This window comes from Microbacterium sp. AG1240 (assembly GCF_003635115.1).
Classification (GTDB): domain Bacteria; phylum Actinomycetota; class Actinomycetes; order Actinomycetales; family Microbacteriaceae; genus Microbacterium.
This window is the reverse complement of sequence record NZ_RBXJ01000003.1, coordinates 123,137-147,716: the sequence shown is the minus strand read 5'-3', so window position 1 is coordinate 147,716 and position 24,580 is coordinate 123,137. Positions and strand designations below refer to the sequence as shown.

Annotated in this window: 22 protein-coding genes; 12 read left to right on the top strand and 10 right to left on the bottom strand. The window is 68.1% G+C overall.

What is annotated here, in order from left to right:
* Positions 1 to 21: 21 nt before the first annotated feature.
* Complete coding sequence (locus tag DEU34_RS12815; RefSeq protein WP_121151564.1) at positions 22 to 528, bottom strand: low molecular weight protein-tyrosine-phosphatase; 507 nt, start codon at positions 526 to 528, stop codon at positions 22 to 24.
* A gap of 113 nt (positions 529 to 641) precedes the next feature.
* On the opposite strand from DEU34_RS12815, the gene DEU34_RS12810 reads away from it, so the two are divergent.
* Both DEU34_RS12810 and DEU34_RS12805 read left to right on the top strand, forming a co-directional pair.
* Positions 642 to 935: a hypothetical protein gene (locus DEU34_RS12810; RefSeq protein WP_121150865.1), complete on the top strand. Its 294-nt coding sequence runs from the start codon at positions 642 to 644 to the stop codon at positions 933 to 935.
* Positions 932 to 2,251, top strand: a complete 1,320-nt coding sequence (locus tag DEU34_RS12805) for a hypothetical protein (RefSeq protein WP_121150863.1) — start codon at positions 932 to 934, stop codon at positions 2,249 to 2,251. Before DEU34_RS12810 ends, DEU34_RS12805 begins: the two co-directional genes overlap by 4 nt.
* Here the strand turns inward: DEU34_RS12805 and DEU34_RS12800 are convergent.
* Together DEU34_RS12800 and DEU34_RS12795 are read right to left on the bottom strand one after the other, a co-directional pair.
* Positions 2,214 to 2,615, bottom strand: coding sequence for a phage holin family protein (locus DEU34_RS12800; RefSeq protein ID WP_121151562.1), 402 nt, complete (start codon positions 2,613 to 2,615; stop codon positions 2,214 to 2,216). The two genes, DEU34_RS12805 and DEU34_RS12800, sit on opposite strands and share 38 nt — an antisense overlap.
* A gap of 37 nt (positions 2,616 to 2,652) precedes the next feature.
* The gene (locus DEU34_RS12795) at positions 2,653 to 2,835 is read right to left on the bottom strand and encodes a hypothetical protein (RefSeq protein WP_121150861.1); all 183 of its coding nucleotides are present in this window, start codon (positions 2,833 to 2,835) and stop codon (positions 2,653 to 2,655) included.
* A 101-nt stretch (positions 2,836 to 2,936) separates the two neighbouring features.
* Between DEU34_RS12795 and DEU34_RS12790 the strand changes: the two genes are divergently transcribed.
* The 7 genes from DEU34_RS12790 (at position 2,937) to DEU34_RS12760 (ending at position 14,498) form a co-directional block, all read left to right on the top strand.
* Entirely contained in the window at positions 2,937 to 4,052 is a 1,116-nt protein-coding gene (locus tag DEU34_RS12790; RefSeq protein WP_121150859.1) for a histidinol-phosphate transaminase, read from the top strand.
* A gap of 41 nt (positions 4,053 to 4,093) precedes the next feature.
* Positions 4,094 to 5,221, top strand: coding sequence for a thiamine pyrophosphate-dependent enzyme (locus tag DEU34_RS12785; protein WP_396652136.1), 1,128 nt, complete (start codon positions 4,094 to 4,096; stop codon positions 5,219 to 5,221).
* 11 nt (positions 5,222 to 5,232) lie between these two features.
* Positions 5,233 to 6,198, top strand: a complete 966-nt coding sequence (locus tag DEU34_RS12780; protein ID WP_116647260.1) for an alpha-ketoacid dehydrogenase subunit beta — start codon at positions 5,233 to 5,235, stop codon at positions 6,196 to 6,198.
* 103 nt (positions 6,199 to 6,301) lie between these two features.
* Positions 6,302 to 7,672, top strand: a complete 1,371-nt coding sequence (locus tag DEU34_RS12775) for a dihydrolipoamide acetyltransferase family protein (RefSeq protein WP_121150857.1) — start codon at positions 6,302 to 6,304, stop codon at positions 7,670 to 7,672.
* A gap of 582 nt (positions 7,673 to 8,254) precedes the next feature.
* Positions 8,255 to 9,556 (top strand): sugar ABC transporter substrate-binding protein, encoded by a 1,302-nt coding sequence (locus DEU34_RS12770; RefSeq protein WP_121150855.1) that lies wholly within the window; start codon positions 8,255 to 8,257, stop codon positions 9,554 to 9,556.
* Between the two features lie 119 nt (positions 9,557 to 9,675).
* Entirely contained in the window at positions 9,676 to 13,773 is a 4,098-nt protein-coding gene (locus DEU34_RS12765; RefSeq protein WP_121150853.1) for a polysaccharide lyase family 8 super-sandwich domain-containing protein, read from the top strand.
* Positions 13,774 to 13,883: 110 nt separating this feature from the next.
* Positions 13,884 to 14,498 (top strand): hypothetical protein, encoded by a 615-nt coding sequence (locus DEU34_RS12760; RefSeq protein ID WP_259460158.1) that lies wholly within the window; start codon positions 13,884 to 13,886, stop codon positions 14,496 to 14,498.
* A gap of 84 nt (positions 14,499 to 14,582) precedes the next feature.
* Here DEU34_RS12760 and DEU34_RS12755 read toward each other — a convergent pair whose 3' ends face one another.
* The 3 genes from DEU34_RS12755 to DEU34_RS12745 are packed head-to-tail and all read right to left on the bottom strand — an operon-like array spanning position 14,583 to position 17,585.
* Entirely contained in the window at positions 14,583 to 15,671 is a 1,089-nt protein-coding gene (locus DEU34_RS12755; protein WP_121150851.1) for a glycosidase, read from the bottom strand.
* Positions 15,672 to 15,726: 55 nt separating this feature from the next.
* A complete protein-coding gene (locus tag DEU34_RS12750; RefSeq protein WP_220659955.1) occupies positions 15,727 to 16,620 on the bottom strand; it encodes a carbohydrate ABC transporter permease in 894 nt (297 codons plus the stop codon).
* Positions 16,620 to 17,585 (bottom strand): carbohydrate ABC transporter permease, encoded by a 966-nt coding sequence (locus DEU34_RS12745; protein ID WP_259460157.1) that lies wholly within the window; start codon positions 17,583 to 17,585, stop codon positions 16,620 to 16,622. Before DEU34_RS12745 ends, DEU34_RS12750 begins: the two co-directional genes overlap by 1 nt.
* 272 nt (positions 17,586 to 17,857) lie before the next feature.
* On the opposite strand from DEU34_RS12745, the gene DEU34_RS12740 reads away from it, so the two are divergent.
* Positions 17,858 to 18,994, top strand: coding sequence for a LacI family DNA-binding transcriptional regulator (locus tag DEU34_RS12740; RefSeq protein WP_121150847.1), 1,137 nt, complete (start codon positions 17,858 to 17,860; stop codon positions 18,992 to 18,994).
* Positions 18,995 to 19,120: 126 nt separating this feature from the next.
* Here DEU34_RS12740 and DEU34_RS12735 read toward each other — a convergent pair whose 3' ends face one another.
* Positions 19,121 to 19,492 carry a helix-turn-helix domain-containing protein gene (locus DEU34_RS12735; protein ID WP_121150845.1) on the bottom strand — a complete coding sequence of 124 codons (372 nt, stop codon included), beginning with the start codon at positions 19,490 to 19,492 and terminating at the stop codon, positions 19,121 to 19,123.
* 71 nt (positions 19,493 to 19,563) lie between these two features.
* Between DEU34_RS12735 and DEU34_RS12730 the strand changes: the two genes are divergently transcribed.
* Positions 19,564 to 20,013: a RidA family protein gene (locus DEU34_RS12730; protein ID WP_121150843.1), complete on the top strand. Its 450-nt coding sequence runs from the start codon at positions 19,564 to 19,566 to the stop codon at positions 20,011 to 20,013.
* Here DEU34_RS12730 and DEU34_RS12725 read toward each other — a convergent pair.
* The 3 genes from DEU34_RS12725 to DEU34_RS12715 are packed head-to-tail and all read right to left on the bottom strand — an operon-like array spanning position 19,917 to position 22,778.
* Positions 19,917 to 20,759 carry a glucosamine-6-phosphate deaminase gene (locus DEU34_RS12725; protein WP_121150841.1) on the bottom strand — a complete coding sequence of 281 codons (843 nt, stop codon included), beginning with the start codon at positions 20,757 to 20,759 and terminating at the stop codon, positions 19,917 to 19,919. The two genes, DEU34_RS12730 and DEU34_RS12725, sit on opposite strands and share 97 nt — an antisense overlap.
* Entirely contained in the window at positions 20,752 to 21,909 is a 1,158-nt protein-coding gene (locus DEU34_RS12720; protein ID WP_147424073.1) for a sugar MFS transporter, read from the bottom strand. Before DEU34_RS12720 ends, DEU34_RS12725 begins: the two co-directional genes overlap by 8 nt.
* Positions 21,906 to 22,778 (bottom strand): MurR/RpiR family transcriptional regulator, encoded by an 873-nt coding sequence (locus DEU34_RS12715; protein ID WP_259460156.1) that lies wholly within the window; start codon positions 22,776 to 22,778, stop codon positions 21,906 to 21,908. The genes DEU34_RS12720 and DEU34_RS12715 overlap by 4 nt, the downstream gene beginning before the upstream one ends.
* A 197-nt stretch (positions 22,779 to 22,975) precedes the next feature.
* On the opposite strand from DEU34_RS12715, the gene DEU34_RS12710 reads away from it, so the two are divergent.
* Positions 22,976 to 24,535 (top strand): ABC transporter substrate-binding protein, encoded by a 1,560-nt coding sequence (locus DEU34_RS12710; RefSeq protein ID WP_121150837.1) that lies wholly within the window; start codon positions 22,976 to 22,978, stop codon positions 24,533 to 24,535.
* The last annotated feature ends 45 nt before the right edge of the window (positions 24,536 to 24,580 follow it).

Sequence of the window (24,580 nt, the reverse complement as noted above, 5' to 3'; positions counted from 1 at the left end):
GGCGATGGGGCGGCCGGGCGTTCAGACCGCGGAACGGATCGCGGGTTCGAGCTGGCGGAAGAGGGCCCGGCTCGCGCCCTCGATCATACCGAGCACCTCATCGAACATCGCCGGGCCCGCGTAGTAGGGATCGGGGACGTCGGTCGTCTTCGCCGCGGGATCGAACGTCAGGAGGAGCGATACCTTGCCCGCCTCCGATTCGTCGTGCGCCCAGCCGCGGAGGATGCGCTCGTGGGTGTGATCGAGCGCGACGACGAGGTCGTTGTCGGCGAAATCGGCGGCCGTGAACTGACGGGCGCGGTGGTCGGCTCCGTCATATCCCCGCCGATGGAGCGCCTCGATCGTGCGGTGATCGGCCCGTTCGCCCACGTGCCAGTCGCCGGTGCCCGCGCTCGTGGAGACGATGCGGTCGCCGAGACCGGCCGACTCCGCCAGCTCCCGGAAGACCTCGGCGGCCATGGGAGAGCGACAGATGTTGCCACTGCACACGAAGACGACGCGGAAGGTCTGGGCGTCTCGGGCACTCACCACTCCATTCTGGTGCCCGCTTCGTCTCCTGCACAGGCAGCCTCATCGCGTCGGGCTCCCCGAGGGCGGTGGTCGGAGGCGACGGCGGGGCCGCGGCACGCCACCCTGGACGGATGCTCATCGATGTGACGCTCTCCCCCGGCTCGGCGAGATCTCTCGAGGCGATCGACGAGGCCACCCGCATCCTCCGCGATCTGCACGGGCGGCTCGGCGATCTCGCCGTGCGCGTCGCCCCGGTCGTCGCGGAGGCGGATTGGCGCGCTCCGTCGGCACGGGCGTGCCACGAACGCCTCGATCGGTGGCGGGAGTCGTTGGTCACCGCCCGGGGGCGCATCGACGACCTCGCCGACACCGTCGCGCGTGCGCGCGCCGATCTGCTCGCGCGCGCCGCGACGGCGCTGCCGTGACCGAGATCACGATCCGCAGTGGGGCCCTCGTCGAGGTCGACTCCGACGCGGTGCGTCGGGTGGCGACGGGACTGCGCCGTCTCGTCGCCGACGCCGGCGAGACGGTCGCGCAGATGGATGCGGCGGTCGACCTCATCACGCAGGGACAGCCGTCGACGTTCGCCGCGGTGCTCGATGCCACCGTGCTCCGGGCGGTGCTCGAGCGGGTCGGGCAGGAGGGCGAGGACATCGTCGAGAAGGTGACCTCGGCGGCGGCGCTCTACGAGGCGGTGGAGCTGCGCGTCGAAGCCGCGACCGCCGCCGCGGCCGGCGACACGGCGCGGATGGGGATCATCGACGCCCGCCTCGCGAGGCTGTGGGCGCAGGAGCCCTCGGCGGTGGCCGCCGCCGACGTCGCCCTCGAGCACCGACCGCCGGCGCATCTCGATCTCTACGGCCAGGCGCTCGTCGGCGGGCAGGGTCTGGGGCCGATGAACCCGTGGCTGGCCTTCCCCTCCCTGTACGGCGTCGTCGACGCTCTGCGCCTCGGTGTCATCCCGCCGGGTGCCCGGCTGGTCTCGCACGGGGCGGTGCCCGTACGGGTCAGCCCGGTTGCGCGCGCTGCGGCGACGCCGCCGCCCTCCTCTCTCGCCGACGCTGCGTCCCGCATCCCGTCGGCGGGCGCGGCGCAGGTGAGGGTGGAGCGCTACGCGATGGCCGACGGCACCCGGCAGTTCGGCGTCTTCGTCGCGGGCACGCGCTCGGGCGGTGCGATCGAGCCCTTCGACATCCGCTCGAACCTCGAGCTGTACACGGGCCGGCGCAGTGCGTCGTACGAGGCGGTCGGCGCGGCTCTCCACGACGCGGGGGCTCGCGACGGCGACGTGGTGCACGCGTTCGGGCACTCCCAGGGAGCGATGGTGATCGAGCGGCTGGCGCTCGAGGGCGGATACGACACCCGCACGCTGGTGTCGTTCGGCTCGCCGGTGCAGGCCGACGTCGGCGCCGACACCCTGGGCATCTCCGTGCGCCATACCGACGACCCGGTCTCGGCCCTGCAGTCGGGCGGGCACGTCACCGGGGTGGGCGCACCGGGGAGCTTCGTCGTCGAGCGCCTCGCCGATCCGGCCGCGGGGATTCACGACCTGCGGATGCCCGCCCATGCTCTGGCGTCCTACACGGAGACCGCGGCTCTCATCGACGCATCCACCGACCCTCGGGCCGCCGCCGTGCGCGACGTCTTCGCCGCTCTGGGCCGGGCCGAGGCCGCCGACGCGACCGAGTACGTCGCCGAGCGGGTCAGTCTCGGCGCTCCCGCGGGCGCGGGCGCAGGATGAGCCCGGCGATCCAGTTGATGATGCCGATGACGAGCGCGGCGAGCACGGTCAGCCAGAAGCCGTCGACCCGCAGGCCCCAGTTCCAGAATCCCGTGATCCACGCGGTGAGCCAGAGCAGGAACCCGTTGATGACGAACGAGATGAGGCCCAGCGTCAGGATGTAGAGAGGGAACGCCAGCACCTTGACGATGGTGCCGATCACCGAGTTCACGATCGCGAAGATCGCGCCGACGACGAGCAGCGTCAGGGCCACCTGAAGCCACTCGCCCGGCGCGAACGGCACCAGCACCACGCCGAGGGCGGGCAGCAGCGTCACGATCCAGATGGCGAACGCGTTGACGACGACGCGGACGAAGAATCCCATGGGATCGAGTGTGGCACGCGGGCCGTTCGCCGTCACGCTACCGACGGAGGCGGTCGGAGAGCGTCGACCGTGAACCGTCGGGGTCGGGGTACGCCTCGACCCCGAACATCGCGCTCTCGGGGCGTGCGAGAGCCGACGAGAGCAGGCCGAGATCGCGAACGTGCAGGCCCATGTCGGCGGCGATGGCGGCGGCCTCCGGGAGGCCGACGTACTCGGTCATGCGTCGACGAACTCGGTCATGCGTCCTCGAGCCTGCTCAGCAGGTCGGCGTACCGGTCTCGGACCGACGCCGCCGTGTCGGTGCCGACCTAGACTCGGTGCGTGACAGACGACATCCCCGTCCGCATCCGCCCCGAGATCGCCGCTCTTCCGCCGTATCGCCAGGGCAAGCCCGCGGGCGACGACGGATTCAAGCTCTCGAGCAACGAGAACCCCTTCGATCCGCTCCCCGGCGTGATCGAGGCGATGAGCGACGCGGCCGATGTCAATCGGTATCCGGATGCGTCGGCCCGACGTCTGCGCGAGAGGCTCGCCGCGCGTTTCGGGGTCGACGCCGACGAGGTGCACATCGGCGCGGGGAGCGTGTCGGTGCTGGCGCAGCTGATCCTCGCCGCTGCCGGGCCGGGCGACGAGGTCGTCTACGCGTGGCGGTCGTTCGAGGCCTACCCCACCCTCGTGCGAGTGGCGGGTGCCACCGCCGTGGAGGTGCCGCTCGCGGCCGACTTCCGGCACGATCTTCCGGCGATGGCGGCGAGCGTCAGCGAGCGCACCCGCGTCGTCATCGTCTGCAGTCCCAACAACCCCACCGGCACCGCCGTCACGCACGACGAGTTCGCCGCCTTCATCGACGCCGTTCCGAGCGACGTGCTCGTCATCCTCGACGAGGCCTACGCCGAGTTCGTCACCGCCCCCGACGCGGTCGACGGCATGCGGGTGCTCGGCCTGCTCGACCGGCCCAACGTCGTCGCGCTCCGCACGTTCTCGAAGGCCTTCGGGCTCGCCGGTCTGCGCATCGGGTATGCGATCGGTCACCGCCGCGTGCTCGACGCCGCGCGTTCGACGGCCATCCCGCTCGCGGTGACGGGTCAGGCGGAAGCCGCGGCCCTGGCGAGCCTTCGGGCGGAGTCGGAGCTCCTCGAGCGGGTGCGGGTGATCTCCGCGCGCCGCGACCGCCTCGTCGCGGGTCTGCGCGACGGCGGCTGGAATGTGCCCGACGCGCAGGGCAACTTCGTCTGGCTCCCCGCCGGAGAGCACACGGCGGCCTTCGCGGAGGCGTTCGAGGAGGAGGGTCTCATCGTCCGCCCGTTCGTCGGCGATGGCATCCGTATCTCCGTCGGCGAGGAGGAGTCTGTCGAGAAGGTCCTACGGATCGCAGCATCCGTTGTTCAGACCCTCCCAGAGGGCCATTCGGGCCGAGGGCTAGCGTGGAGAGCGTGACAGTGCCCGATCCGACCGTGCCCGACGCGCTCGACGCGTCCCTGCCCGTCGACGACACAGAGCTCGTCCGCATTCTCGCCGCGGACGGGTCGATCGCGCCGACGCCCGCCGCCGAGCAGTACCTGCCGCTCGTCGATGCGCTGCCCGATGCCGAGCTCGAGCAGTTCTACCGCGACATGGTGTCGATCCGCGCGTTCGACCGGCAGGCGACCCTGCTGCAGCGACAGGGGCAGCTCGCCCTGTGGCCGCCGAGCTGGGGCCAGGAGGCCGCGCAGGTCGGCTCGGCCCGCGCCGCTCGCACCCAGGATCACGTCTTCCCCTCGTATCGCGAGCACGTGGTCGCGCGAATCCGCGGGGTCGACCCGGTCGACATCATCCGCCTCATGCGCGGACTCACGCACGGCGGGTGGAACCCGTACGACCCGAAGAACGGCAACACGCACATCTACACGCTCGTCCTCGGTGCGCAGACCCTGCACGCGACGGGTCTCGCGATGGGTCTTGCTTTCGACGGCAAGAGCGGCGGCGGCGACCCCGACCGTGACGAGGCCGTCATCGTCTACTACGGCGACGGCGCGTCCAGCCAGGGCGACGTGCACGAGTCGATGGTCTACGCGGCGAGCTTCCAGGCGCCGGAGGTCTTCTTCCTGCAGAACAACCAGTGGGCCATCTCGGTGCCCGTCGCCACGCAGTCGCGCTCGCCGCTGTTCCGCCGGAGCGCCGGGTACGGCATCCCGAGCGTGCAGGTCGACGGCAACGACGTGCTGGCGAGCTACGCGGTCACTCGCGCCTCGCTCGACGAGGCGCGCGCCGGCGGCGGACCGCGCGCGATCGAGGCGATGACCTACCGCATGGGCGCGCACACCACGAGCGACGACCCCACGAAGTACCGCACGACCGCCGAGGAGCAGGCCTGGGGTCGGCGCGATCCGATCGAACGCATGCGGGCCTACCTCGAAGGTCGCGGCGCCGGGGCGGCCTTCTTCGCCGACGCGGAGGCCGAGGCCCAGGCGCTCGCCGACGACACCCGCGTGCGCACCAACGCGCTCGGCGGGCTCGAGGCCGACCAGATCTTCACGAACGTCTACTCCGAGCAGCATCCGCTCGTCGACGAGGAGCGCCGCTGGTTCCATGCCTACGAGGCGTCTTTCGAAGGGGGCGCATCGTGAGCACGACCGAGATGTCGCTGGGCAAGGCTCTGAACGCGGGCCTGCGACGCGCGATGGAGCAGAGCGACCGCGTGCTGCTCATGGGCGAGGACATCGGCCCGCTCGGCGGCGTCTTCCGGGTCACCGAGGGGCTCCAGGCCGACTTCGGACCTCGCCGGGTCATCGACACGCCCCTGGCGGAGTCGGGCATCATCGGCACGGCGATCGGCCTCGCGATGGGCGGGTTCCGGCCGGTCTGCGAGATCCAGTTCGACGGCTTCGTCTACCCGGGGTTCGACCAGATCACCAGCCAGTTGGCGAAGCTCACCTACCGGCACGAGGGCGCCCTGCAGATGCCGGTCGTCATCCGCATCCCCTACGGCGGGCACATCGGCGCGATCGAGCACCACCAGGAGAGTCCCGAGGCCTATTTCGCCCACACGCCGGGCCTGCGCGTGGTGAGCCCGTCGACGCCGAACGACGCGTACTGGATGATCCAGGAAGCGATCGCCTCGCCCGACCCGGTCATCTTCTTCGAACCGAAGAGCCGCTACTGGCCGAAGGGCGAGGTCGACCTCGACGCCTCCGCGGTGCCGCTGCACGCCAGCCGTATCGTTCGGCGCGGCACCGACGTGACCCTCGTCGGGCACGGCGCGATGGTGTCGACCCTCATCCAGGCCGCGGCGCTCGCCGAGAGCGAGGGCACGAGCTGCGAGGTCGTCGACCTGCGTTCGCTGTCGCCGGTCGACTACGACCCCATCCTCGAATCGGTCGGGCGCACCGGCCGCATGGTCTACGCGCAGGAGGCCCCGGGCTTCGTCAGCGTCGGCAGCGAGATCGCCGCCACGGTCGCCGAGCGGGCGTTCTACTCGCTCGAGGCGCCGGTGCTGCGCGTGTCGGGCTTCGACACCCCCTTCCCCGCGGCGAACCTGGAGGGCAAGTACCTCCCCGACGCCGACCGCATCCTCGAGGCCGTCGACCGCACGATGGCGTACTGAGCACCCCGATGACCGTGAGACGTCATCCCCGCGACGAGACTGCGACAGAGATGCGCAGTCTCGCGGCCGGATTGATGTCTCGCGGACCGCGAAAGGACAGATCATGAGCACGCAGAAGTTCCTCCTCCCCGATGTCGGCGAGGGTCTGACCGAGGCCGAGATCGTGTCCTGGCGCGTCGCCCCCGGCGACACGGTCGAGGTCGACGACGTGCTCGTCGAGATCGAGACGGCCAAGTCGCTCGTCGAACTGCCGTCGCCCTTCTCGGGCACGGTGGGCGAGCTGCTCGCCGGCGAGGGCGACACCGTCGAGGTCGGCAGCGCCATCATCACGATCGCCGACGAGTCGGCCGCGAGTCCCGCCGCCCCTGCCGCGCCGGCCGTCGTGCCCGAGCCCGAGGCGCCGGGAGGCGCGGTGCTCGTCGGCTACGGCAGCGCGGGTCATGTCGCGTCGCGCCGTCGCCCCGTCAAGCCCGAGGCGCGCCCGGCCGGCACGTCGGCCGGGGTGGTAGCCAAGCCCCCGATCCGCAAGCTCGCCCGCGACCTCGGCGTCGATCTCGCCTCGGTCACGCCCAGCGGCGCGTCGGGCGAGGTGACCCGCGACGACGTCGTGAAGCACGCATCGCAGGCGAGCGTCTTCCGCAACATCGAGACCCCCGCCTGGGGAGAGGTGCGCGAGGAGACGATCCCCGTCACCGCCGAGGAATCGGATGCTGCGCGCCCCGCAGCATCCGCACCCCCTGCCGAGCCCGCCCAGCCCACCGAGAGCATGGACGGCCGCGAGGAATCGATCCCGGTGCGGGGCGTGCGCAAGGCCGTGGCCTCGGGCATGGTGCGCACCGCCTACTCGGCGCCCCACGTCACGGTCTGGACCGATGTCGACGCCTCGCGCACGATGGAGCTCGTCAAGCGGCTCAAGTCGTCGCCCGACTTCGCCGACGTCAAGGTCTCACCCCTGCTGATCATGGCGCGCGCGGTCATCTGGGCCGCCCGTCGCACCCCGATGGTGAACGCGGCCTGGGTCGACGGCGACGACGGCGCGCAGATCCGTCTGCACCACTACGTGAACCTGGGCATCGCCGCCGCCACGCCGCGCGGACTCCTGGTGCCGAACATCAAGGACGCGCAGGACATGAGCATGCGCGAGCTCGCCCGTGCCCTGCAGAACCTCACGACCACCGCGCGTGAGGGCAAGTCGACGCCCGCCGACCAGAAGGGCGGCACGATCACCATCACGAACATCGGCGTCTTCGGCATGGATGCCGGCACCCCGATCCTCAACGGCGGAGAGGCCGGCATCATCGCGCTCGGCACGATCCGCCAGAAGCCGTGGGTCGTCGACGGTGAGGTGCGCCCCCGCTGGGTGACCACCGTGGCCGGCTCCTTCGACCACCGCGTGGTCGACGGCGACGGCATGAGCCGGTTCGTCGCCGATGTCGCGTCGATCCTCGAGGAGCCGGCGCTGCTGCTGGACTGAGGCGAGACGGCGCTGAGGTCGACCGGTCCGCCCATCGACGTTGGCCCCGCCTGATGCATCCGAGTCAGAACCACCTCAGCGAACCCACGATCAAGAGGGTTCGCCCGGGAGGTCGTGAGAGGGCTTCGCGGCGGGAAACACCCGGGCGCGGGGGTGCAGCTCGTGCGCTCGCCGCCGACATCGGGTCGGTGAGAGCGGGGTAGGACGCGTCATCCGCCCGGACACGTCGTCCTCTTTCCGGGCCATGGCCACGTCGCCTCCTCGGAGAGAGGTGTGTCGTGGCCGAAGAGTCCGTTCGTGAGGCCCACCACCCTCCGACACGGGGAATGCTGTCTGTACCGCTTTAGCTGTGTGTCGGATAACCCTCAAAATGCTTGACATACCGGCGAAAGAACCGGTTTACTGACACCACGAGCTTCCTGGAGCCTCTGATGACGCGACCTACGTGTGTGAATCAGAACGGCGGTTAGCGGGCCAAGGATTGCCCTGTCGACACCGCCTCGCGCTCTGTCTTGGGAGCTCATCACATGGAAGCGCAGAAGCTGGCGTGGGACGGCTTTCGTACAAAGGAGTTAGCGCGCAATGAAGCGTTCCATCGGCGCAGCAGCAGCACTCGTTGTCCTCGCCATGCCACTAGCGGCATGCTCCGGGGGCTCATCCAGCGGAGGCGGGACAGAGCTCACCTCCGGGCCCATCTCGATCTGGTACTCCACGAACGAGCAGGAGATCGCATGGGCGGAGGCGGTCGTCGACGCATGGAATGCGGACAATCCTGACGCCCAGGTGACAGCGGCGGCGATCCCCTCGGGGAAGTCGTCCGAAGACGCGATCTCCGCGGCGATCACCGCCGGCAACACTCCATGCCTGGTCTACGCCACCGCACCCGCTGCCGTGCCGGCGTTCCAGAAGCAGGGCGGCCTCGTGAACATCTCCACGACCTTCGAAGACGGCGAGTCGTTCGTCAAAGAGCGTTCCGGGGAAGCAGCCGACGGGTTCCGCTCGCCGGACGGAGACCTCTACCAGCTGCCCTGGAAAGCAAACCCCTTCATGCTCTATTACAACAAGACCGCGTTCGCCGAAGCGGGTCTCGATGCGGAGAACCCCTCGCTCGCCACCTACGACGATGTCCTCGCCGCAGCCGAGGCGATCAAGGATTCAGGTGCCGCCGACTTCGCGCTGTATCCACCTGCTTCGGGCGATTACACCAACGCCCTGTTCGACTTCTACCCGTTCTATCTCGCGAACTCCGGCGGGGAGCAACTCGTCGTCGATGACAAGGCGACCTTCACGAGCGAGGCGGGTCTGGAAACGCTCGAGTTCTGGAAGACGCTGTACGCCGAAGGCTACTCCTCCGCGGAGGCCTACAGCGGCGACGCCTGGGCAGGACCTTTCGCGGATGGTGTCGCCGCGATGGGGATCGCCGGACCGTGGGGGGCCGCGCAGTTCGACGGCAAGGTCGAGTACGGTGTCGTGCCGCTGCCGACAGCCGACGGCAAGACCATCGACGAGACGTACACGTTCGGCGACTCGAAGAACGTCGGACTCTACACCTCGTGCGAGAACAAGCAGACGGCCTGGGACTTCGCGAAGTTCTCCATGGACGCCGACAACGACCTCGCACTCCTGGAGACAACCGGCCAGTTCCCCATTCGTACCGACCTGACCGAGGTCGCGGGCGACTTCCTCGCGGCGAACCCGCTGCTCGAGACCTTCGCGAAGGAGGTTCCGTTGACGGTCGACGTGCCGAACATCGCCAATTCTTCCGAGATCTGGCAAACCTTCCGTGATGCGTGGGGAGGGGCGGTCCAGACGGGTCAGGGTGACCTGGCCGACGTGATGAAGAACGCCGGCAGCGAGATCGACACCCTCGCGTCACAGGGTTGACGCCGGACCGTCGGACGAGGCCTGTTCCGGGCTCGTCCGACGGTCCACCTGCGCGATGTCGCGTCGAACGTGACAGGGCACTGCGCCCAACGATTCTCTACCGGCCGAAGGAGCCCGTCATGAGACGCTCAGGAACCCTGATCGCCGTCGCCGTCGCGACCGTTCTCGCGGTGGGCGGAGCGGGCGCCGCGCCCGCCGTTGCCGCCCCCGACGCATCCGTCGACACGATCGTCGACAGGCTGCAGGATTACTACCTCGGGCAGGGCGACGAGGTGATCATCGCCAACGGCATCTACCTCGCGCGCACCTCTGAAGCGCTGGACTACGTCGCATCTCAGAACGCCGACGGATCGTGGACGGACGTCAACTACGCCGACCGCACCAGCTCAGCGAACGGCGCCGTCTGGTCGCCCTACATCGCGTTGTACCGCGCGTTGGCGCTGACCCATGCCTACCGCAGCCCCGGTGCACCGGGATTCAACGACCCGGCAGTCCTCGCGGCGGTGAACAAGGCTCTGGTGCACTGGGACCGCGTCAACCCCGGTAACCAGAACTGGTGGGAGACCGAAGTCGGCGAATCCATCGCGATGGGGCGTATTTCCGTCTTCTTGGGCGATGTGCTCGACCCCGCGGCGCTCGATGTCGCGCTGAAGCACAACACCGGAAAACTCGACCCGGTGGGGGCGAACGGGGCGTGGAGAACGACGAACTTCCTCTTCGAAGCCGTCGCCACCAAGAACGTCGAAGACATCGCCCGCGGCGTCGACACGATGGTCTCGACCATTGCGGTTGATCCGACTGGCGCCGTCACTTTCGACGGTGCCGTGCAGGTCGACGCGAGCTACTGGGCGCACGGGGCCCAGCTCTACAGCGAGGGCTACGGTCTCGCCCTGTTCACGAACGTCGCGATCTGGGCGGACGCGGTCCGCGGTACCGACCTCGCGTTGAACCGGAATCAGCTCGACGCGGTCGCGTTCTACATCATCTCCGGTACGCGATGGATGATCCGCGGCGAGGTGGGGATGCCGTACCTGGGCTACCGTCCTGCGAAGACCGTCGACGGAGTCACCGGCTACGCGGCCGAGTTCCTCGAGCCGTTGGACAAGATGGTGCGCTCGGATGCGCTCTACTCGACGGCCTATCAACAGCTCGCCGACAGCATCCGAGGCAAGACCCGATCCATCGGTGCGACGGGCAACAAGTACTTCTGGCGTTCTGAGTTCTCCGCGCATCAGCGAGACGAGTACGCGATCTTAACACGCCTCAACTCCAGCCGCACCGTCGGCAGTGAGTACCGCTCGACCTTCCGGCCTGAGGTCGGCAACGAGATCGTCTGGAACTCCGCCGGGACCACGGCGATCCAGGTGAACAACCGTGAGTACTTGGACCTCGGCCCCGCCTTCGACTGGTTCCACTACCCCGGTGTGACGGCGCCCTACGTCAAAGAGCAGACCCGCGGCACCACGGGTAACGGCGGAAGCTTCACCGGCGGCGTATCGGACGGAAGGTTCGGGGCGGCAGTGCACAGCCTGGACCGCGCGGCCACCAAAGGCAGCAAGAGCTACTTCTACTTCGATGACGAGATGGTCGCACTCGGGGCTGCCATTCGCTCGACCTCGGACGCCCCGGTGCACACGGTCGTGAATCAAGCCGCCGCGAAGTCGAACGCCACCGTAGACGGCTCCCCCGTGGCACGGGGAACGGATTCGGTGACCGTCACCGACCCGACGTGGGCCTACAACGACGAAGTCGGATACGTGTTCCCCACCGACGCCGACGTGAAGGTGTCGAACAAGACGCAAACGGGCAGCTGGGTAGGGGAGGACGCAGTGGAGCGCGACGCCTTCACCCTCTTCATCGACCACGGTGTGAAGCCGGTCGACGCGGGATACGAGTACATCGTGCTCCCGGCATCCACTCCGGCCGAGGTCGCAGCGTACGCACACGACCCCGCCGTCGACGTCTTGCGCAACGATGCGAGCGTGCAGGCGGTGCGGCACGGCGAACTCGAACGGACGATCGCGACGTTCTACGAGGCCGGCGAGCTCGACCTGGGTCAAGGACGCACCCTCGAGGTGAGTAGACCCGCGATCGTTCTTCTCGATGAGTCGGGAGACGCTCCCGTCGTCGGTGTGGCGAACCCCGACGTGCCCGGTCTCGTCGTCAATGTCTCCCTCCACACCGACACCGCAACCCAGACAGGTACTTTCGGCCTCGGTTCGGGCGCCAACCTCGGCAAGACGGTGACTGCCGAGCTCGTCGGATCGAACGGATCGAATTCGTCTCCCTACCACGCGAGCGGCTCGGCGGACGGCCGCGCGCCGGCACTCGCCGGAGACGCCGACATCGGTACGTCATGGGCCTCTGCCGCGGGCGGCGTGCAGTGGCTCGCGAAAGACCTCGAGCCCGGCTCGTTCGTCACGGGGGTCACGGTGAACTGGGCGGGCGAGTTCCCGTCGAAGTACCTGCTGCAAACGTCGCGGGACGGCGTCACGTGGACCGACCAGCGGTTCGTCCAGGACGGAAACGGTGGTGCGGACAGCCTGAAGATCGCTCCGACGGCCGCATCGTTCGTGCGGGTGCTTCTCCTCGAGAGCGTGGGCCCGCGGTATGAGGTCGCAGAGTTCGAAGTGGCGGCGAGCCGCAACCTCGCCCTCGGCCGTGCGGTGTCGGCTTCCGGCGGCTCCGCCCCGGGGAGCGTCGCTGACGCCGATATGTCGACCCGATGGATCGCGAACCTCTCCGACGCGGCGTGGACGCAGGTCGACCTGGGATCGGTCCAGCCGATCGGGGCGGTCAGGCTGTGGTGGGAGGCGTCGTACGCGAAGCAGTACCGCATCCAGGTCTCCGACGACGGCGCCGCCTGGCGTAACGCGTACAGCACTCCGGCTGCAGGTAGTGACGGTGGTGTCGATGTGATCGACGTGCAGGAGAACGCTCGATTCGTTCGCATGCAGACCGTGCAGCGGAGCACCACTCAATACGGGGTGTCGATCTGGGAGTTCGAGATCTTCGCAGAGGATGCCATCGTCAACGCCCCGACCACACCTGCCGGAAGAGAGAACCTCGCGCTAGGGAAGACCACGACGGCGGACACGGCGTACAACGCCACGCTCGACGCGCGGTTCGCCACGGACGGCAACGCCACGACTCGCTGGGGGTCTGCTCGTCAGGACGCTCCCTACACCACTGAACGGTGGCTCCAGGTCGACCTCGGCGAGAGCAAGACGGTGAACCAGGCTGTGCTGACCTGGGAGGCCGCGACGTCGAACGATTTTCGGGTACAAGGCTCCGTCGACGGCTCGAACTGGACCGACCTCGCGCGTGTCACGAAGACATCCGGGGAACTGAAGAATGTCGTCGATTTCGCCGATGCCCATGTCCGGTACGTGCGCGTGATCGGGCTCCCCGCGACGAAGTACGGAATGTCGCTCTTCGAGCTCGAGCTGTACGGCGGCTACAAGCTCGGCTGCGTCGACGCTCCGCTGACGGTGCCCGCCCAGGGGACGGCCGAGTTGGTCGTCTCCGTCACGCCACTCGAAGCCGATGACGCATTCCACGCATATGCGCTGGACGCCGGCGTGCTGAACGTGACGCATACCCCGCGTGTAGGGACGGACGGGCGTATAACCTTCGGCATCGAGGCCGGCGGTTCCGGATCGACGACGGTGCTCGTCACTCACGACGCCGGCAGCGAGCTCGTCTGGTGTGGGGTGACGCTCACGGCCGAGACTGCCGCTCTGCAAGCGGCGGTGGAACGCGCGAATGGTCTCGACAGCACGCGATACACGCCGGAGAGCTGGGCGCCGGTGCTGCCCGCTCTTGAGGCGGCGAAGCAGACCCTCGCAACCCCGGGCGCCGAACAGGCCGTAGTCGATGCGCAGGCCGAAGCCCTGACCGCTGCGGTGGACGGTCTCAGGGAAAGAGGCATAGACGTCGAGGTAACGGTCGCGACGCGCTGCGCGAGTGGGAAGACCCAACTCACGGTGACCACGCGCAACCCGTCCGATGTCGCGGTGTCGCTGACTTACGCGACCGCCTACGGTTCGAAGTCGTTTCCGTCGGTCGCGCCGGGCAAGACGGTGTTCCACGCGTTCACCACTCGACAGGCGAAGCTCACGGGCGGGGAGGTCACGGTCACGGCGACGGCCACCATCGACGGGCGCACGGTGACGTCGACCGAGACGGCAGACTACGCAGCGCGGTCCTGCGGCTGACACCTCGAAGGCGGGTCCTTTCCCGATGCAATCGGCCCGCCTTCGGTCCTTCGGTGGGTAGCTTCCACCACGAGTATGCCGAGGCACATGCCCGGCGGAGACGAGAGAACATGATGAAGAAGTCGGACATTCTGAGGACCGCGGCGATTGCTGCCGGAGTTCTGGTGATGGTCGGCACCGCGGGCGCCGCCCTGGCCGACACGGAGGGGGACGTCACCGTCGACGTCCAGATCCCGCCGTTGGTGCAGCCGGGGGAATTGGCATTGACGGTGGCGCCAGGGGGCGTCACGCTCACCGAGGATGGCTCGACGGCCGATTGGCGCCAGTTCACGGGGGTGCTGCCCGAAGTGACGGTCACCGACACCCGGCTGGACGGGGAAGTGCCTGAGGGTGCGTTCTGGTATGTCGTCGGAACGGCCAGTGATTTCGTGGGCGACGCGGGGCAGCCGGTCCTCGACGCCGGGTACCTCGGATGGACCCCAAGACTCGTCTCCGAGACCGAATCGGGCCTGGTGGCAGAAGGCGATCCGGTCGAGACCGTCCTGGACGAGGGGCCTAACGCGGTCGGTCTCGTCGACCAGGAGTTGCTCGTTTCAACGGCGGACTCCGCGGCAGTACGCGAAGAAGGCTCGTGGACCGCTGCCGCCGACTTGTTCCTGCGGACGCCGGTCGACGTGGCGCCCGGCGGTTACTCCTCGATGCTCACTCTCTCCCTGTTCGAGTGAACGCGGCTCGATCTGTGTAGACCGTCGCCGCCGTCGCCCTCGTGGCGATGGCGGCGACGGTCATGATGAGCAACAAGCCCTGGGTCACTCCACGTCGCGCGTCAGCTCCGCCACGCCGATGGACGAGTCAGCCATGCCGTAGAACACGAACAGGCGTCTCCCGATCCTCTCGATGGCGGTGGGGAAGACGACGTTGGCGAGTGTTCCCGACGTCTCCTGAGCGGTCTCCGGCTCGAGCAAGGGTTTCAAAGAGCGTCCGAGGATCCGGCGCGGGTCCTGCGGGTCGAGGAGGATCGCGCCAGCAGCGTACTTCGAGCCGTGGGCGAGCTCGAAGCCCTTCGGCTTCGCTCCCGAGACGCCATGATGGATGAGCAACCAGCCCTCGGGGACGCGGAGGGGGGATGGGCCGGCGCCCACCTTGGCGCCCTCGTACTCCGCCTCGGGCGCCACGATCATCGATGACTGTTCGACGTAGGTGAGAGCAGAGAGGCTGCGCGTCGCCGCCTCGAGATCGACGTAGCCGATCCAGATGGACGGACGGTCGTCGTCGATTCCTGCAGGAGGGCGGGCACCCTCCCCTTTGCGCAGCCAATCCAGATCCCACATGGGGCGGTGCAGGAGGGCAAGGCTGGGCCGACCGTCGGGGCCCGGCACAGCCTCCGGGAAGAACACGATGTCCTTATTCGGGAACAGGTTGAGATCGGTGTCCAGCTCGGGCTGGTAGGCGAACCGCACGGGCCCTAGCCGCTGCCAGGTGATGGTGTCTTTGGAGACGGCGATGGCAGACTTCGGGCCGAGCGGTCCGTAGGCCACGTATGTCATGACGTGCAGACCGAGCGGCTTCAGGAACGTGATGCGAGGGTCTTCGACGCCGGCGTTGTGCCGCCCGTGTTCCCACCCCTCGTCGGGGGAGAGGATGACCCCAAGCCGTTCCACTCCCACCGGCACGCCGTCGTCCACGACGACACGGGCGCGGGCGATACGGGAGACGTTGCCTTTCGCGACGATGCGCGGGTACAGGTAGAGCTGGCCATCAAGCCCCCAGGCGGTGCCGGGGTTGAGGACGCCCTCAGCCTCATAGGGGTTGTCGGACTCCGCGGACATGAGGACGCCCTTGCGAACCAGCGTGTAAGGGATGGTGGTCGAAATGCCGACGTGGTCGGTCTGAGTCATGAGACGTGCCTTAGATGGTGGGAGCGGGCGACTCGAAGGTCCTGGTCGCGGAGGATCAACCCTTGACGGCCGAGCCGAGATTGGCTGAGGTGAACTGGCGTTGGAAGAGGAGGAAGAGGACGACCACCGGCACCGCCAGGACGCACGCTCCGGCGAGCACTGCACCCATGGGGTTGGCGAGGAACGTTCCATTGGACTGCGAGAAGTTCGCCAAGCTCACGGCCAGTGTCTGGAGTTCGGCGTCTTTCGTGACGAGGAACGGCCAGAGGAACTCGTTCCAGGGGCCGATGAAGGTCACGAGCATCGCCGTCAGGATCGCGGGGCGCACCAGTGGGACGGCTATCGACCGGAGGATGCGCATCTCGCTCGCTCCGTCGATGCGGGCGGCGTCGAAGATCTCCTTTGGAATCTGCAGGAAGTACTGGCGGAAGATCAGAACCGCGACGGAGTTGATCGCGAAGGGCAGGATCATGCCCAGGTAGTTGTCTGCGAGATTGAAGTAGCGGACGATCATGACGTACAGCGGGATCATCAGGAGCTGGAACGGGATTGCCTGAACCAGCAACACCAGCGCGAAGACCACACCCTGCCCGCGGAACGACAGGATGGAGAGGGCGTATCCGACGAGGAGACCGAAGACGAGGGTGCAGAGAACAACCCCGCTGGTCATGATCAGCGAATTGAGGAGCGAGCGGAGCAGATCGATCGACTCGTTCACCTCGATGAAATTGTCGAGGGTCAGATTGCCGGGCAGTGGGAGCAGGCCGATAAGAGTGGTGTCGCGCTCGCGTTGGAGTGAGCCGATGACCATGTAGTAGAACGGCACGAGCGCCGCCAGGGCGCCCACGACCAGCGCGACGAATCGCGCAGCCGGCAGAACACCCCTGCGTCGCCTCCCCCGATCGGGCGCGGCGGTAACCTGGTGCCGCTTCTCGCTCGTGGTCGTCATCACTTCTTCCTCTCCGTCAGCCGGCGAGACGCGAACGACACGATCATCACAGCCGCCACGAGGATCATCCCGATAGCCGCGGCGATGTCGGGTTGCCCTTGTTGAATGCCCTTCTGATACATCAGCAATGCGGGCGTCAACGATGCGCCGTTGGGGCCGCCTCCGGTGAGAAGGTAGGGCTCGGTGAAGATCTGGCCGGTGGTGATGACCGACAGCAGTACAACGAGCGATGTGACCGGGGCCACGCCCGGGAGGGTCACGGCCCGGAAGCGATGCCAGCGTCCGGCCCCGTCGAGCTCGGCGGCCTCGTACAGCTCCTCCGGCACGTTCTGCAACGCGGCGAGGTAGAGCAGGATGTAGAAGCCCAGGTTCTTCCACGTCACATAGAACGCGATGAGCGGCATGATGATCGCGGGATTCGCTAACCACGTGGGGTCCGGAGCAAGAGTTCCGAGCAGCGTGTTGACGACGCCGTTGCCGTTGAAGAGAAAGATCCAGATCGCGATCGTCGCGACGGACGCGGTCACATAGGGGATGTAGTAGGCGACCCGGAAGAACCCCTTCCAATGCACCACCGAGTTCATCCCCACGGAGAAGAGCAAGCCGAGCACGACCGTGAGGGGCGCGTTGATGATCAGGAAGATGAGGAGGTTCAAGAACGCCTGGTGCACCTGCGGGTCCGCGAGAACCGCCGCGTAGTTCGCGAATCCCACGAAGGGATGAGGAACGTCTACTCCGGGCGCCGTGAAGAAGAAGTCGTGGAGCGACATCCAGATCCCGAACCCGAAGGGTGTGAGGAAGACGACGACAACGAAGGCGACGTACGGAGAGCTGAGCAGGAGGCCCAGCGGGTTCTCGCCGAGCCAACGATGCAGACGGCGCCGCCGGCGTGCACCACGCGCCGAATAATGCTCCGGAACTTCGACGTCGCTCGTTCGCACTCGTCGGTCCAGTAGTGAGCTCACGAGCGTTCTGCCCGACGGGTCTTCACCGGTGTGCATCTCATGCCGGCCGCTCGTTCACTACGCGTCATCGCGTCTACTCCTCGTGTCGGTGTCAGGGGGGAGGCCTCAGACGCTCCCGGTCGCGTCGTCGAGGGCGACGCGACTTCTTGAGTAAACCGGTTTGTGTAAGCCACGTCAACTCTGCATGGACGGGGTCCTAGCGCCGCGCTGAGCACAGATGGGCCCGCGCAAACTGCAACTAAACCTGGCTAAATCGGCGTTACACTGACGGAGTGGAAAGCGATTCGCCCGATAGGCCCCGTCCCGAGGACGCGCCCCCGACGACTTCGTCACGGGCGAGGGCGAACGCTCGTGAACGCAAAGTCACCATCGGCGATGTCGCCGCGCGCGCCCAGGTCTCGAAGAGTGCGGTGTCCTTCGTGTTCAACAACCGCGGCGGGGTAGGCGAACTGGCGAAAGCCCGGATTCTCCGAGCGGCGGCCGACCTCGATTGGCGACCGGATGCACGGGCTCGCGCGTTGTCCAGCCGGCGTGCTCAAGCGCTGGGGTTCGTCGTCCGACGAGAACCGGAGCTCTTCAGCACCGACCCCTTCTTTCCCCAGTTCATCGCCGGTGTCGAGAGCGCGTTGTCCGGGGTGGGGTACGCGCTCGTGCTGCATGTCGTGGACGGTGAACGAGCCGAACATAAGGCGTACGGCAACTTCGCGAACGAGTCTCGAGTCGACGGGGTGTTCCTCACGGACCTTCAGCTCCCCGATGGGCGACCGGCTGAGCTCGAGCGCCTCGGCCTTCCTTTCGTGCTCGTCGGCCCGGAGGCGGCCGCGGAGGGGGGCTATTCGCCCATCGGTCTGGACGATGCCGCGGGCGTCCGTCGTGCGGTTCGACACCTGAGGGCCCTCGGACATAGCCGTATCGCGCACGTCGGCGGGCCCGAGCGCTACGTGCACTCGCAGGTACGTCGGCAGGCGTGGGCTGAAGAGCTGGCCGATCTTGGGCTGGAGCAGGGGCCGGTCGTCATGGCCGATTTCACCGGAGCGGCGGGTGCTCGTGCGACCCACGAGCTGCTGGATCGAGCCATCCCGCCGACCGCCATCGTCTACGCGAACGACCTCATGGCGATCGCGGGTATGTCGGCGGCAATGGATCGCGGGCTCCGGGTGCCCGAGGATCTGTCGATCGTCGGGTTCGACGACATTCCCTTGGCTCCGTACGTCGTGCCGCCGTTGACGACAGTCCGTCAGGACGTGATCGAATGGGGCCGCGCATGCGCGCGGACGTTGATCGCTCTCGTGGAGGGGCGCGAACCCGACCCTGTGCAGTTGCCGGCCGTGGAGTTCGTCGTACGAGGGAGTACCGGACGGGTCAGCGGAAGTAGCCCGTCACTCGCCGGCGGTGATCACGTTCCGTAACGCGCCCCCTTCTCGAGGCCGGGGCGGCTCCGACGAGCGGTGCTCCGTCGGAGAGCCGAGCGCGCGCGATGTCCGCACGTTCGGGGGCGGCCCAGCGGGTCCCGCGCGCCGTCGGTTCGCGTCGCGTCAGGACTCGTCGAAACTCTCTCGTGCACGTTCGATGGCGTCGATGTTGTCGTGAGCCCAGGCCAGGATGGCCTCGACGGGGCTCCGCAGGGTCTTGCCCAGCGGGGTGATCCGATACTCGATCGCGACAGGACGCGTGCTGAGGACGACCCGATCGACAACGCCGTTGCGTTCGAGGCGGCGAAGCGTCGCGGTCAGTGATTTCTGTGTGACGACCGGGATGAGCTGGCGGAGCTCGCTGAAGCGACGAGGCTGTTCGCACAGTTCGTTGAGGATGGACAGGGACCATTTGTCGAGCACCTGGTCGAGGAGCTCGCGCTGGGGGGCGTCGATCACGAACCGTGCTGAGCGATGGACGGTGGTATCGGTCATGAAACCAAGTCTCGTTGAAGTTTCCAGTGGATACCAGGTATTCATGGTGGAGAAGCTCGGAAGGAGCCACCATGGCCGTGAAACTCACCTCTCCCTCTGCCCTGATGCAGCCCGTTCCCTACCACCACGTCGCCGTCGGTACGGGTACCCGCCACGTGCACGTGGCGGGCCAGATCTCGCGCACCGCTGACGGCACGCCGGTCGCCCCCGGCGATCTGGCCGGCCAGGTCGCGCAAGCGCTCCGCAACGTCCATGCCGGTCTCGTCAGCGCTGGGGCCGGGTTCGATGACGTCGTGCGCCTGACCTTCTATGTCACCGGGTGGGAGCCGTCCAAGATCGAGAACTTCATGGCCGGCGTGACGCGGGTCGCGGGGGAGATCGGTCTGCCCATGCCGCTGCCTCCGGCATCCCTCATCGGCGTCGACTACCTCTTCGAGCCGGATGTTCTCGTCGAAGTGGAGGCGTCTGCGATCTGCTCCGCTGAGGTTGACTGCCAGGCCGGCTTGTTGGCGAAGGTGTAGCGGTAGTAGTCAGCGAAGGCGAGTTGCGCTGCGGCGGCCTCGTCCACGATGACGGTGGCGTGCGGGTGCAGCTGGATCGCGGATCCCGGGCTGCTGGCCGAGACCGGCCCTTCCACCGCCGCGGCGACGGCGGCCGCCTTCTCATCACCGAAAGCCAGCAGCAGGAGGTGGTCGGCCCGGAGGATGGTGCCGATCCCCTGGGTGATGCAGTGCACCGGAACGTCGTCGGGGCTGGTGAAGAAGCGGGCGTTGTCGGCACGCGTCTGTTGCGTCAACGTCTTCACCCGGGTGAGTCCCGCGAGCGACGATCCCGGTTCGTTGAATCCGATGTGTCCGGTGCGACCGATCCCGAGGATCTGCAGATCGATGCCGCCGGCTTCTCGAATAGCGGCCTCGTAGGCGTCGCCCGCATGCGGGATGCGGGAGGGATCGCCGTCGGGAACCTGCACCCGCGCGGGGTCGAGCCCGAGCGGCTCCACGACCTCCCGCGTGATGACCGCGCGGTAGCTCTGCGGGTGCGTCACCGGCAGCCCGACGTACTCGTCGAGGGCGAACCCCCGCACCCGGCTCAGATCCGTCCCGGCGAAACGCACCAGCGAAGCGAGTGCGGTGTAGGTCGTCAACGGCGTGGATCCCGTCGCCAGGCCCAGCACCGCGTCGCTCTTGCGCCCCAGCAGTTCGAAGAGGGTGCGGGCAGCCAGCTCGCCGGCGGCCTGCTGGTCGGGAACGATGATGACTTCAGCCATGACGCTGTCTCCTTGATCGAGGGATGCTGGTCGCCGATCCGACGAGCACGAGGGTGAGGACCACGACGCACGCACCGGCGAGCGTCACGAAGGTGAGAGCGCTGCCGGGCTCTTGGCCGACGGCGAGCACGCCGAGCGGCAGCAGCGCTCCACCACCCGCCCCGCACGCGATGATCGCGGCGGACACGCGCGGCGCGCCACGGTCGTCGGTGCGATCCAGGGCGGTTCCGAGAACGATGCCGTAGGTCGGCGCCAGGGCCACGACGGCGATGGCGAGGCAGACCAGGGCGACGGCGGGGGCGCGGTCGACGGTGACGGCGGCCATCACCAATGCGGCGGCGGCGAGCGTCGAACCGGAGGTGAGGGTGAGCCGCGGGGTCGAACCGGCGCGCAGCATCCCGGCGGCGCAAGCCCTGCCGATGGCCATGAGCGCCCAGAAGATGCTGGTGCCCAGCACAGCGGAGGAGGGATCGATGTCGAGGAGCTCGAACGGAATCGCCGACGACCAGCCCGAGATGACCGACTCGATGCCGACGTAGACGGCGATGGCGGCGGCCAGGGCGACGAGCGGAGCGGTCACCGACAGTCGTGCCCGCGGTGCGGGTGCGCCCGCGCGCACCCGCGCGCGCAGACGCAGGAGCGCCGGCACGGCCAGCGCATTGACGGCGGCCGGAAGCAGGAGCGCGACGATCGAGCCGGGCGCGGCGAGCGTCGCCGCCCCCAGCGCCAGCGGGCACAGGCACGCCGCCAGTGCGACGGTCGTGGTCAAGCCGGTCAGTGTGCGGGCGGCCGACTGCTCGGCCGTCATCTTGGCGACGACGCCGATCGCGCTCTCCGTGAGACCGAACCCCACGCCGGCGAGCCCCGCGGCGGCGATGAAGACGGCGGGCGACCACGAGAACGCCCCGAGGGCCAGCCCCGCGGTCTGCAGCATCGTTCCCGTGAGGACGACGCGCGTGACATCGACCGACGGGGGCAGGAGCGCCGACACGCAGACGCCGGCCAGCAGGCCGAGGAACAGCAGGGGTGCAGCGGCCAGCACCCCTTCGCCGAGCTGCGACTGAGCCGTGGGCAGCACCGCCGGCACGGATGAGGCGGTCGCCCCCATTCCGGCGTAAGCGAGATGGAGGCGACGCGAACCGCTCGTCACGACCCTCGGACGCGACGGGACTGCACGGCGGCGTAGGTGCGCCGTAGATCGGCGATCGACTCGTCGTAGTTCTCTTTCGCCACGGCGATGAACAAGCAGTCCACGACCATCAGCTGCGCGATGCGGCTTCCCAGGGCGCCGGATCGGAAGACGGTCTCGCGCGCCGCGGTGGTCAGCACCACGTCGGCGTGCTCGGCGAGCTCGGATGCATCGTGATTGGTGATGGCGATGGTCGCCGCGCCTGCGCCCCGCGCGATGGCGAGGAAGTCGATGGTGTCCGCCGTGTTGCCCGAGTGGGAGATCGCGACGGCGACGGACCCGTTCCGCAAGGTGGCCGCCGACGTCCAGGCACTGTGGGAGTCCGACCAGCTCAGCGCCACCCGCCCGATCCGGGTGAGCTTCTGCTGCAGGTCGAGGCCGACGAAGGCGCTGGCCCCCACTCCGAAGATGTCGACCCTCGAGGCCTGGCCGACGAGTTCCGCTGCTCGGGCGAGCTCGTCGATGCGGAGCGCCTTGGCGGTGTCGGCGAGGGACAGCGTCTCGGCCATGGAGACCTTCGCCACGACGTTCTCGAGGGAGTCGTCCTGGTCGATGTCGCCGGAGACGTCCGACAGGGCAGCGGTCTCGAAGTTCTCGCGGGCGACGGCATTCAGAACGTCGATGCGCAGGTCCTGCAGTCGCGGGTATCCCAGTCGCTTGCAGAGCCTGATCACCGTCGTCGTGGAGGTGCTCCCCTTCGCGGCCAACGCGGCGACCGACAGCGCAGAGGTCTCCGTCGGATCGGTGAGGAACAACTCCGCGATGCGGCGCTCGCTCGGCCTGAGATCCGGGAGGAGGGATCGGATGCGGATCAGGACGGGGGGATTCACGTCAGCCACACTGTTGCGGTCCGTCACCCTGGCTCCTCATATTTCGGCGATGTGAGACAAATGTAACGGTTGAGGGTCAATAAGTACATGTGCTAGCTTGCCCAGGTACTTTTAGTACCACCCACCCCAATGCTTATCGAGCTCAGCGAGGCGTTCGATCCACCATCGTCGCCTCCCTCACCCACCAGGGAGTATCCATGAAGGCAGGAACTCGCGCACAGCGGGCCACCATCGCCACCATCGCCCTCGCCGCCGGCGCGGCTCTGACGCTCGCGGGCTGTTCTGCGCCGTCGAGCACCGCGCCGTCCGGCGACGCCGCCGCCGTCGCGGGCGGCAACCTCGTCGTCGGGGTGACCGCGGAGCCCGACAACCTCTACCCGTGGACGGCCACCCAGTTCCAGGCCGTGAACGTGCTGCAGAACGTCTACGGCACGCTGACGGAGTACGACCAGGACCTCAACGTCGTCCCCGGTCTCGCCGAGTCGTGGGAAGTGTCGGAGGACGGCCTGACGCTCACCTTCGACCTGCGCGACGGCGTGACCTTCGAAGACGGCAGCGCCTTCGACTCCGCCGACGTCGTCTACTCGCTGAACGCGATCAAGGATGAAGCGACCGCGGCCGTCTCGCGCGCGACCCTCACCAGCGTCGCGAACATCGAGGCTCCCGACGCCGACACGGTCGTGCTCACCCTCACGGCACCTGACGCGGCTCTGCCGTCGAACCTGGCCACCATCAACATGGCGATCCTGTCGTCGGATGACACCGCCGAAGCGCTCGCCTCCGCGCCGAACGGTACCGGGCCGTTCTCGTTCGACTCGCGGATCCCGAACCAGTCCCTGACACTCACCCGCAACGACGCGTACTGGGGTGAGGCCGCGTCGCTCGATTCGGTCGAATTCCGCATCATCCCCGACGAGACGTCCATCGTCTCGGCCATGCAGTCGGGCAACGTGCAGCTCGCCGTCCTCAGCGACCCGCTCGTCGCGCAGACGGCCGAGACCGGCACGACGACGGTGGAGCGCACCCCGCAGCTCAGCTACCACGCCCTCCAGCTCAACGCGAGCAGGGGCGACCTCGCCGATGTCAACGTCCGTCTCGCGGTGCAGTGCGCCATCGACCGCCAGCAGGTGCTCGACACGGCCGCCCTCGGCGAGGGGGAGGTGACCGGCCCCATCACCTCGCCGGCCTTCCGCTCCGATCCCGCCGCGCGCCCCTGCCCCGAGCGAGACCTCGACAAGGCCGCGCAGTACCTCGATGACGCGGGCAAGTCCGGTGGTGTGACCATCGACGCGATCGTGAACCAGAGCGGATACGCGACGTCGGTCGCCGAGGCTCAGAACCTGGCGGCGCAGCTCGCCGAAGCCAACATCACGCTCAACCTCGAGGTGCTCGAGTCGGGCGCGTACGTCGACCGCTGGGTGGCGGGCGACTTCGACGCAGCCGTCGCGTTGAACGGCGGCCGGCCCGACCCGGACGGCGCCTACTCGCGGTACTTCACCAGCACGGGCAACCTCAACAAGGTCGCCGCCTACAGCTCGCCCGAACTGGATGCGCTGTTCGCCGAAGGGCGCGCCGCCAGCGACCAGGGTGAGCGCGAGGACATCTACGGCCAGATCTCGGAAGACCTCGAGAACAACGCCCCCTGGATCTGGCTGTTCACCGGCTTCAACTACACCGCCATGAACGGCGTCACCGGGTTCGTCCCCCTGGCCAACGGTTCGCTGCAGTACCTGCGCACCGCGTCCCTGACCGCGTGACACGTCCGGCAGCGGCGCGGGAGCACCTTCCCGCGCCGCTGCCCT

Coding starts and splice junctions, on each gene's coding strand:
- DEU34_RS12810 (WP_121150865.1), top strand. CDS start 642: ATGCTCATCGATGTGACGCTCTCCCCCGGCTCGGCGAGATCTCTCGAG.
- DEU34_RS12750 (WP_220659955.1), bottom strand. CDS start 16,620: ATGACGACCACGAGCGAGAAGCGGCACCAGGTTACCGCCGCGCCCGAT.
- DEU34_RS12795 (WP_121150861.1), bottom strand. CDS start 2,835: ATGACCGAGTACGTCGGCCTCCCGGAGGCCGCCGCCATCGCCGCCGAC.
- DEU34_RS12735 (WP_121150845.1), bottom strand. CDS start 19,492: ATGACCGATACCACCGTCCATCGCTCAGCACGGTTCGTGATCGACGCC.
- DEU34_RS12780 (WP_116647260.1), top strand. CDS start 5,233: ATGTCGCTGGGCAAGGCTCTGAACGCGGGCCTGCGACGCGCGATGGAG.
- DEU34_RS12775 (WP_121150857.1), top strand. CDS start 6,302: ATGAGCACGCAGAAGTTCCTCCTCCCCGATGTCGGCGAGGGTCTGACC.
- DEU34_RS12755 (WP_121150851.1), bottom strand. CDS start 15,671: ATGACTCAGACCGACCACGTCGGCATTTCGACCACCATCCCTTACACG.
- DEU34_RS12760 (WP_259460158.1), top strand. CDS start 13,884: ATGATGAAGAAGTCGGACATTCTGAGGACCGCGGCGATTGCTGCCGGA.
- DEU34_RS12730 (WP_121150843.1), top strand. CDS start 19,564: ATGGCCGTGAAACTCACCTCTCCCTCTGCCCTGATGCAGCCCGTTCCC.
- DEU34_RS12770 (WP_121150855.1), top strand. CDS start 8,255: ATGAAGCGTTCCATCGGCGCAGCAGCAGCACTCGTTGTCCTCGCCATG.
- DEU34_RS12765 (WP_121150853.1), top strand. CDS start 9,676: ATGAGACGCTCAGGAACCCTGATCGCCGTCGCCGTCGCGACCGTTCTC.
- DEU34_RS12800 (WP_121151562.1), bottom strand. CDS start 2,615: ATGGGATTCTTCGTCCGCGTCGTCGTCAACGCGTTCGCCATCTGGATC.
- DEU34_RS12710 (WP_121150837.1), top strand. CDS start 22,976: ATGAAGGCAGGAACTCGCGCACAGCGGGCCACCATCGCCACCATCGCC.
- DEU34_RS12725 (WP_121150841.1), bottom strand. CDS start 20,759: ATGGCTGAAGTCATCATCGTTCCCGACCAGCAGGCCGCCGGCGAGCTG.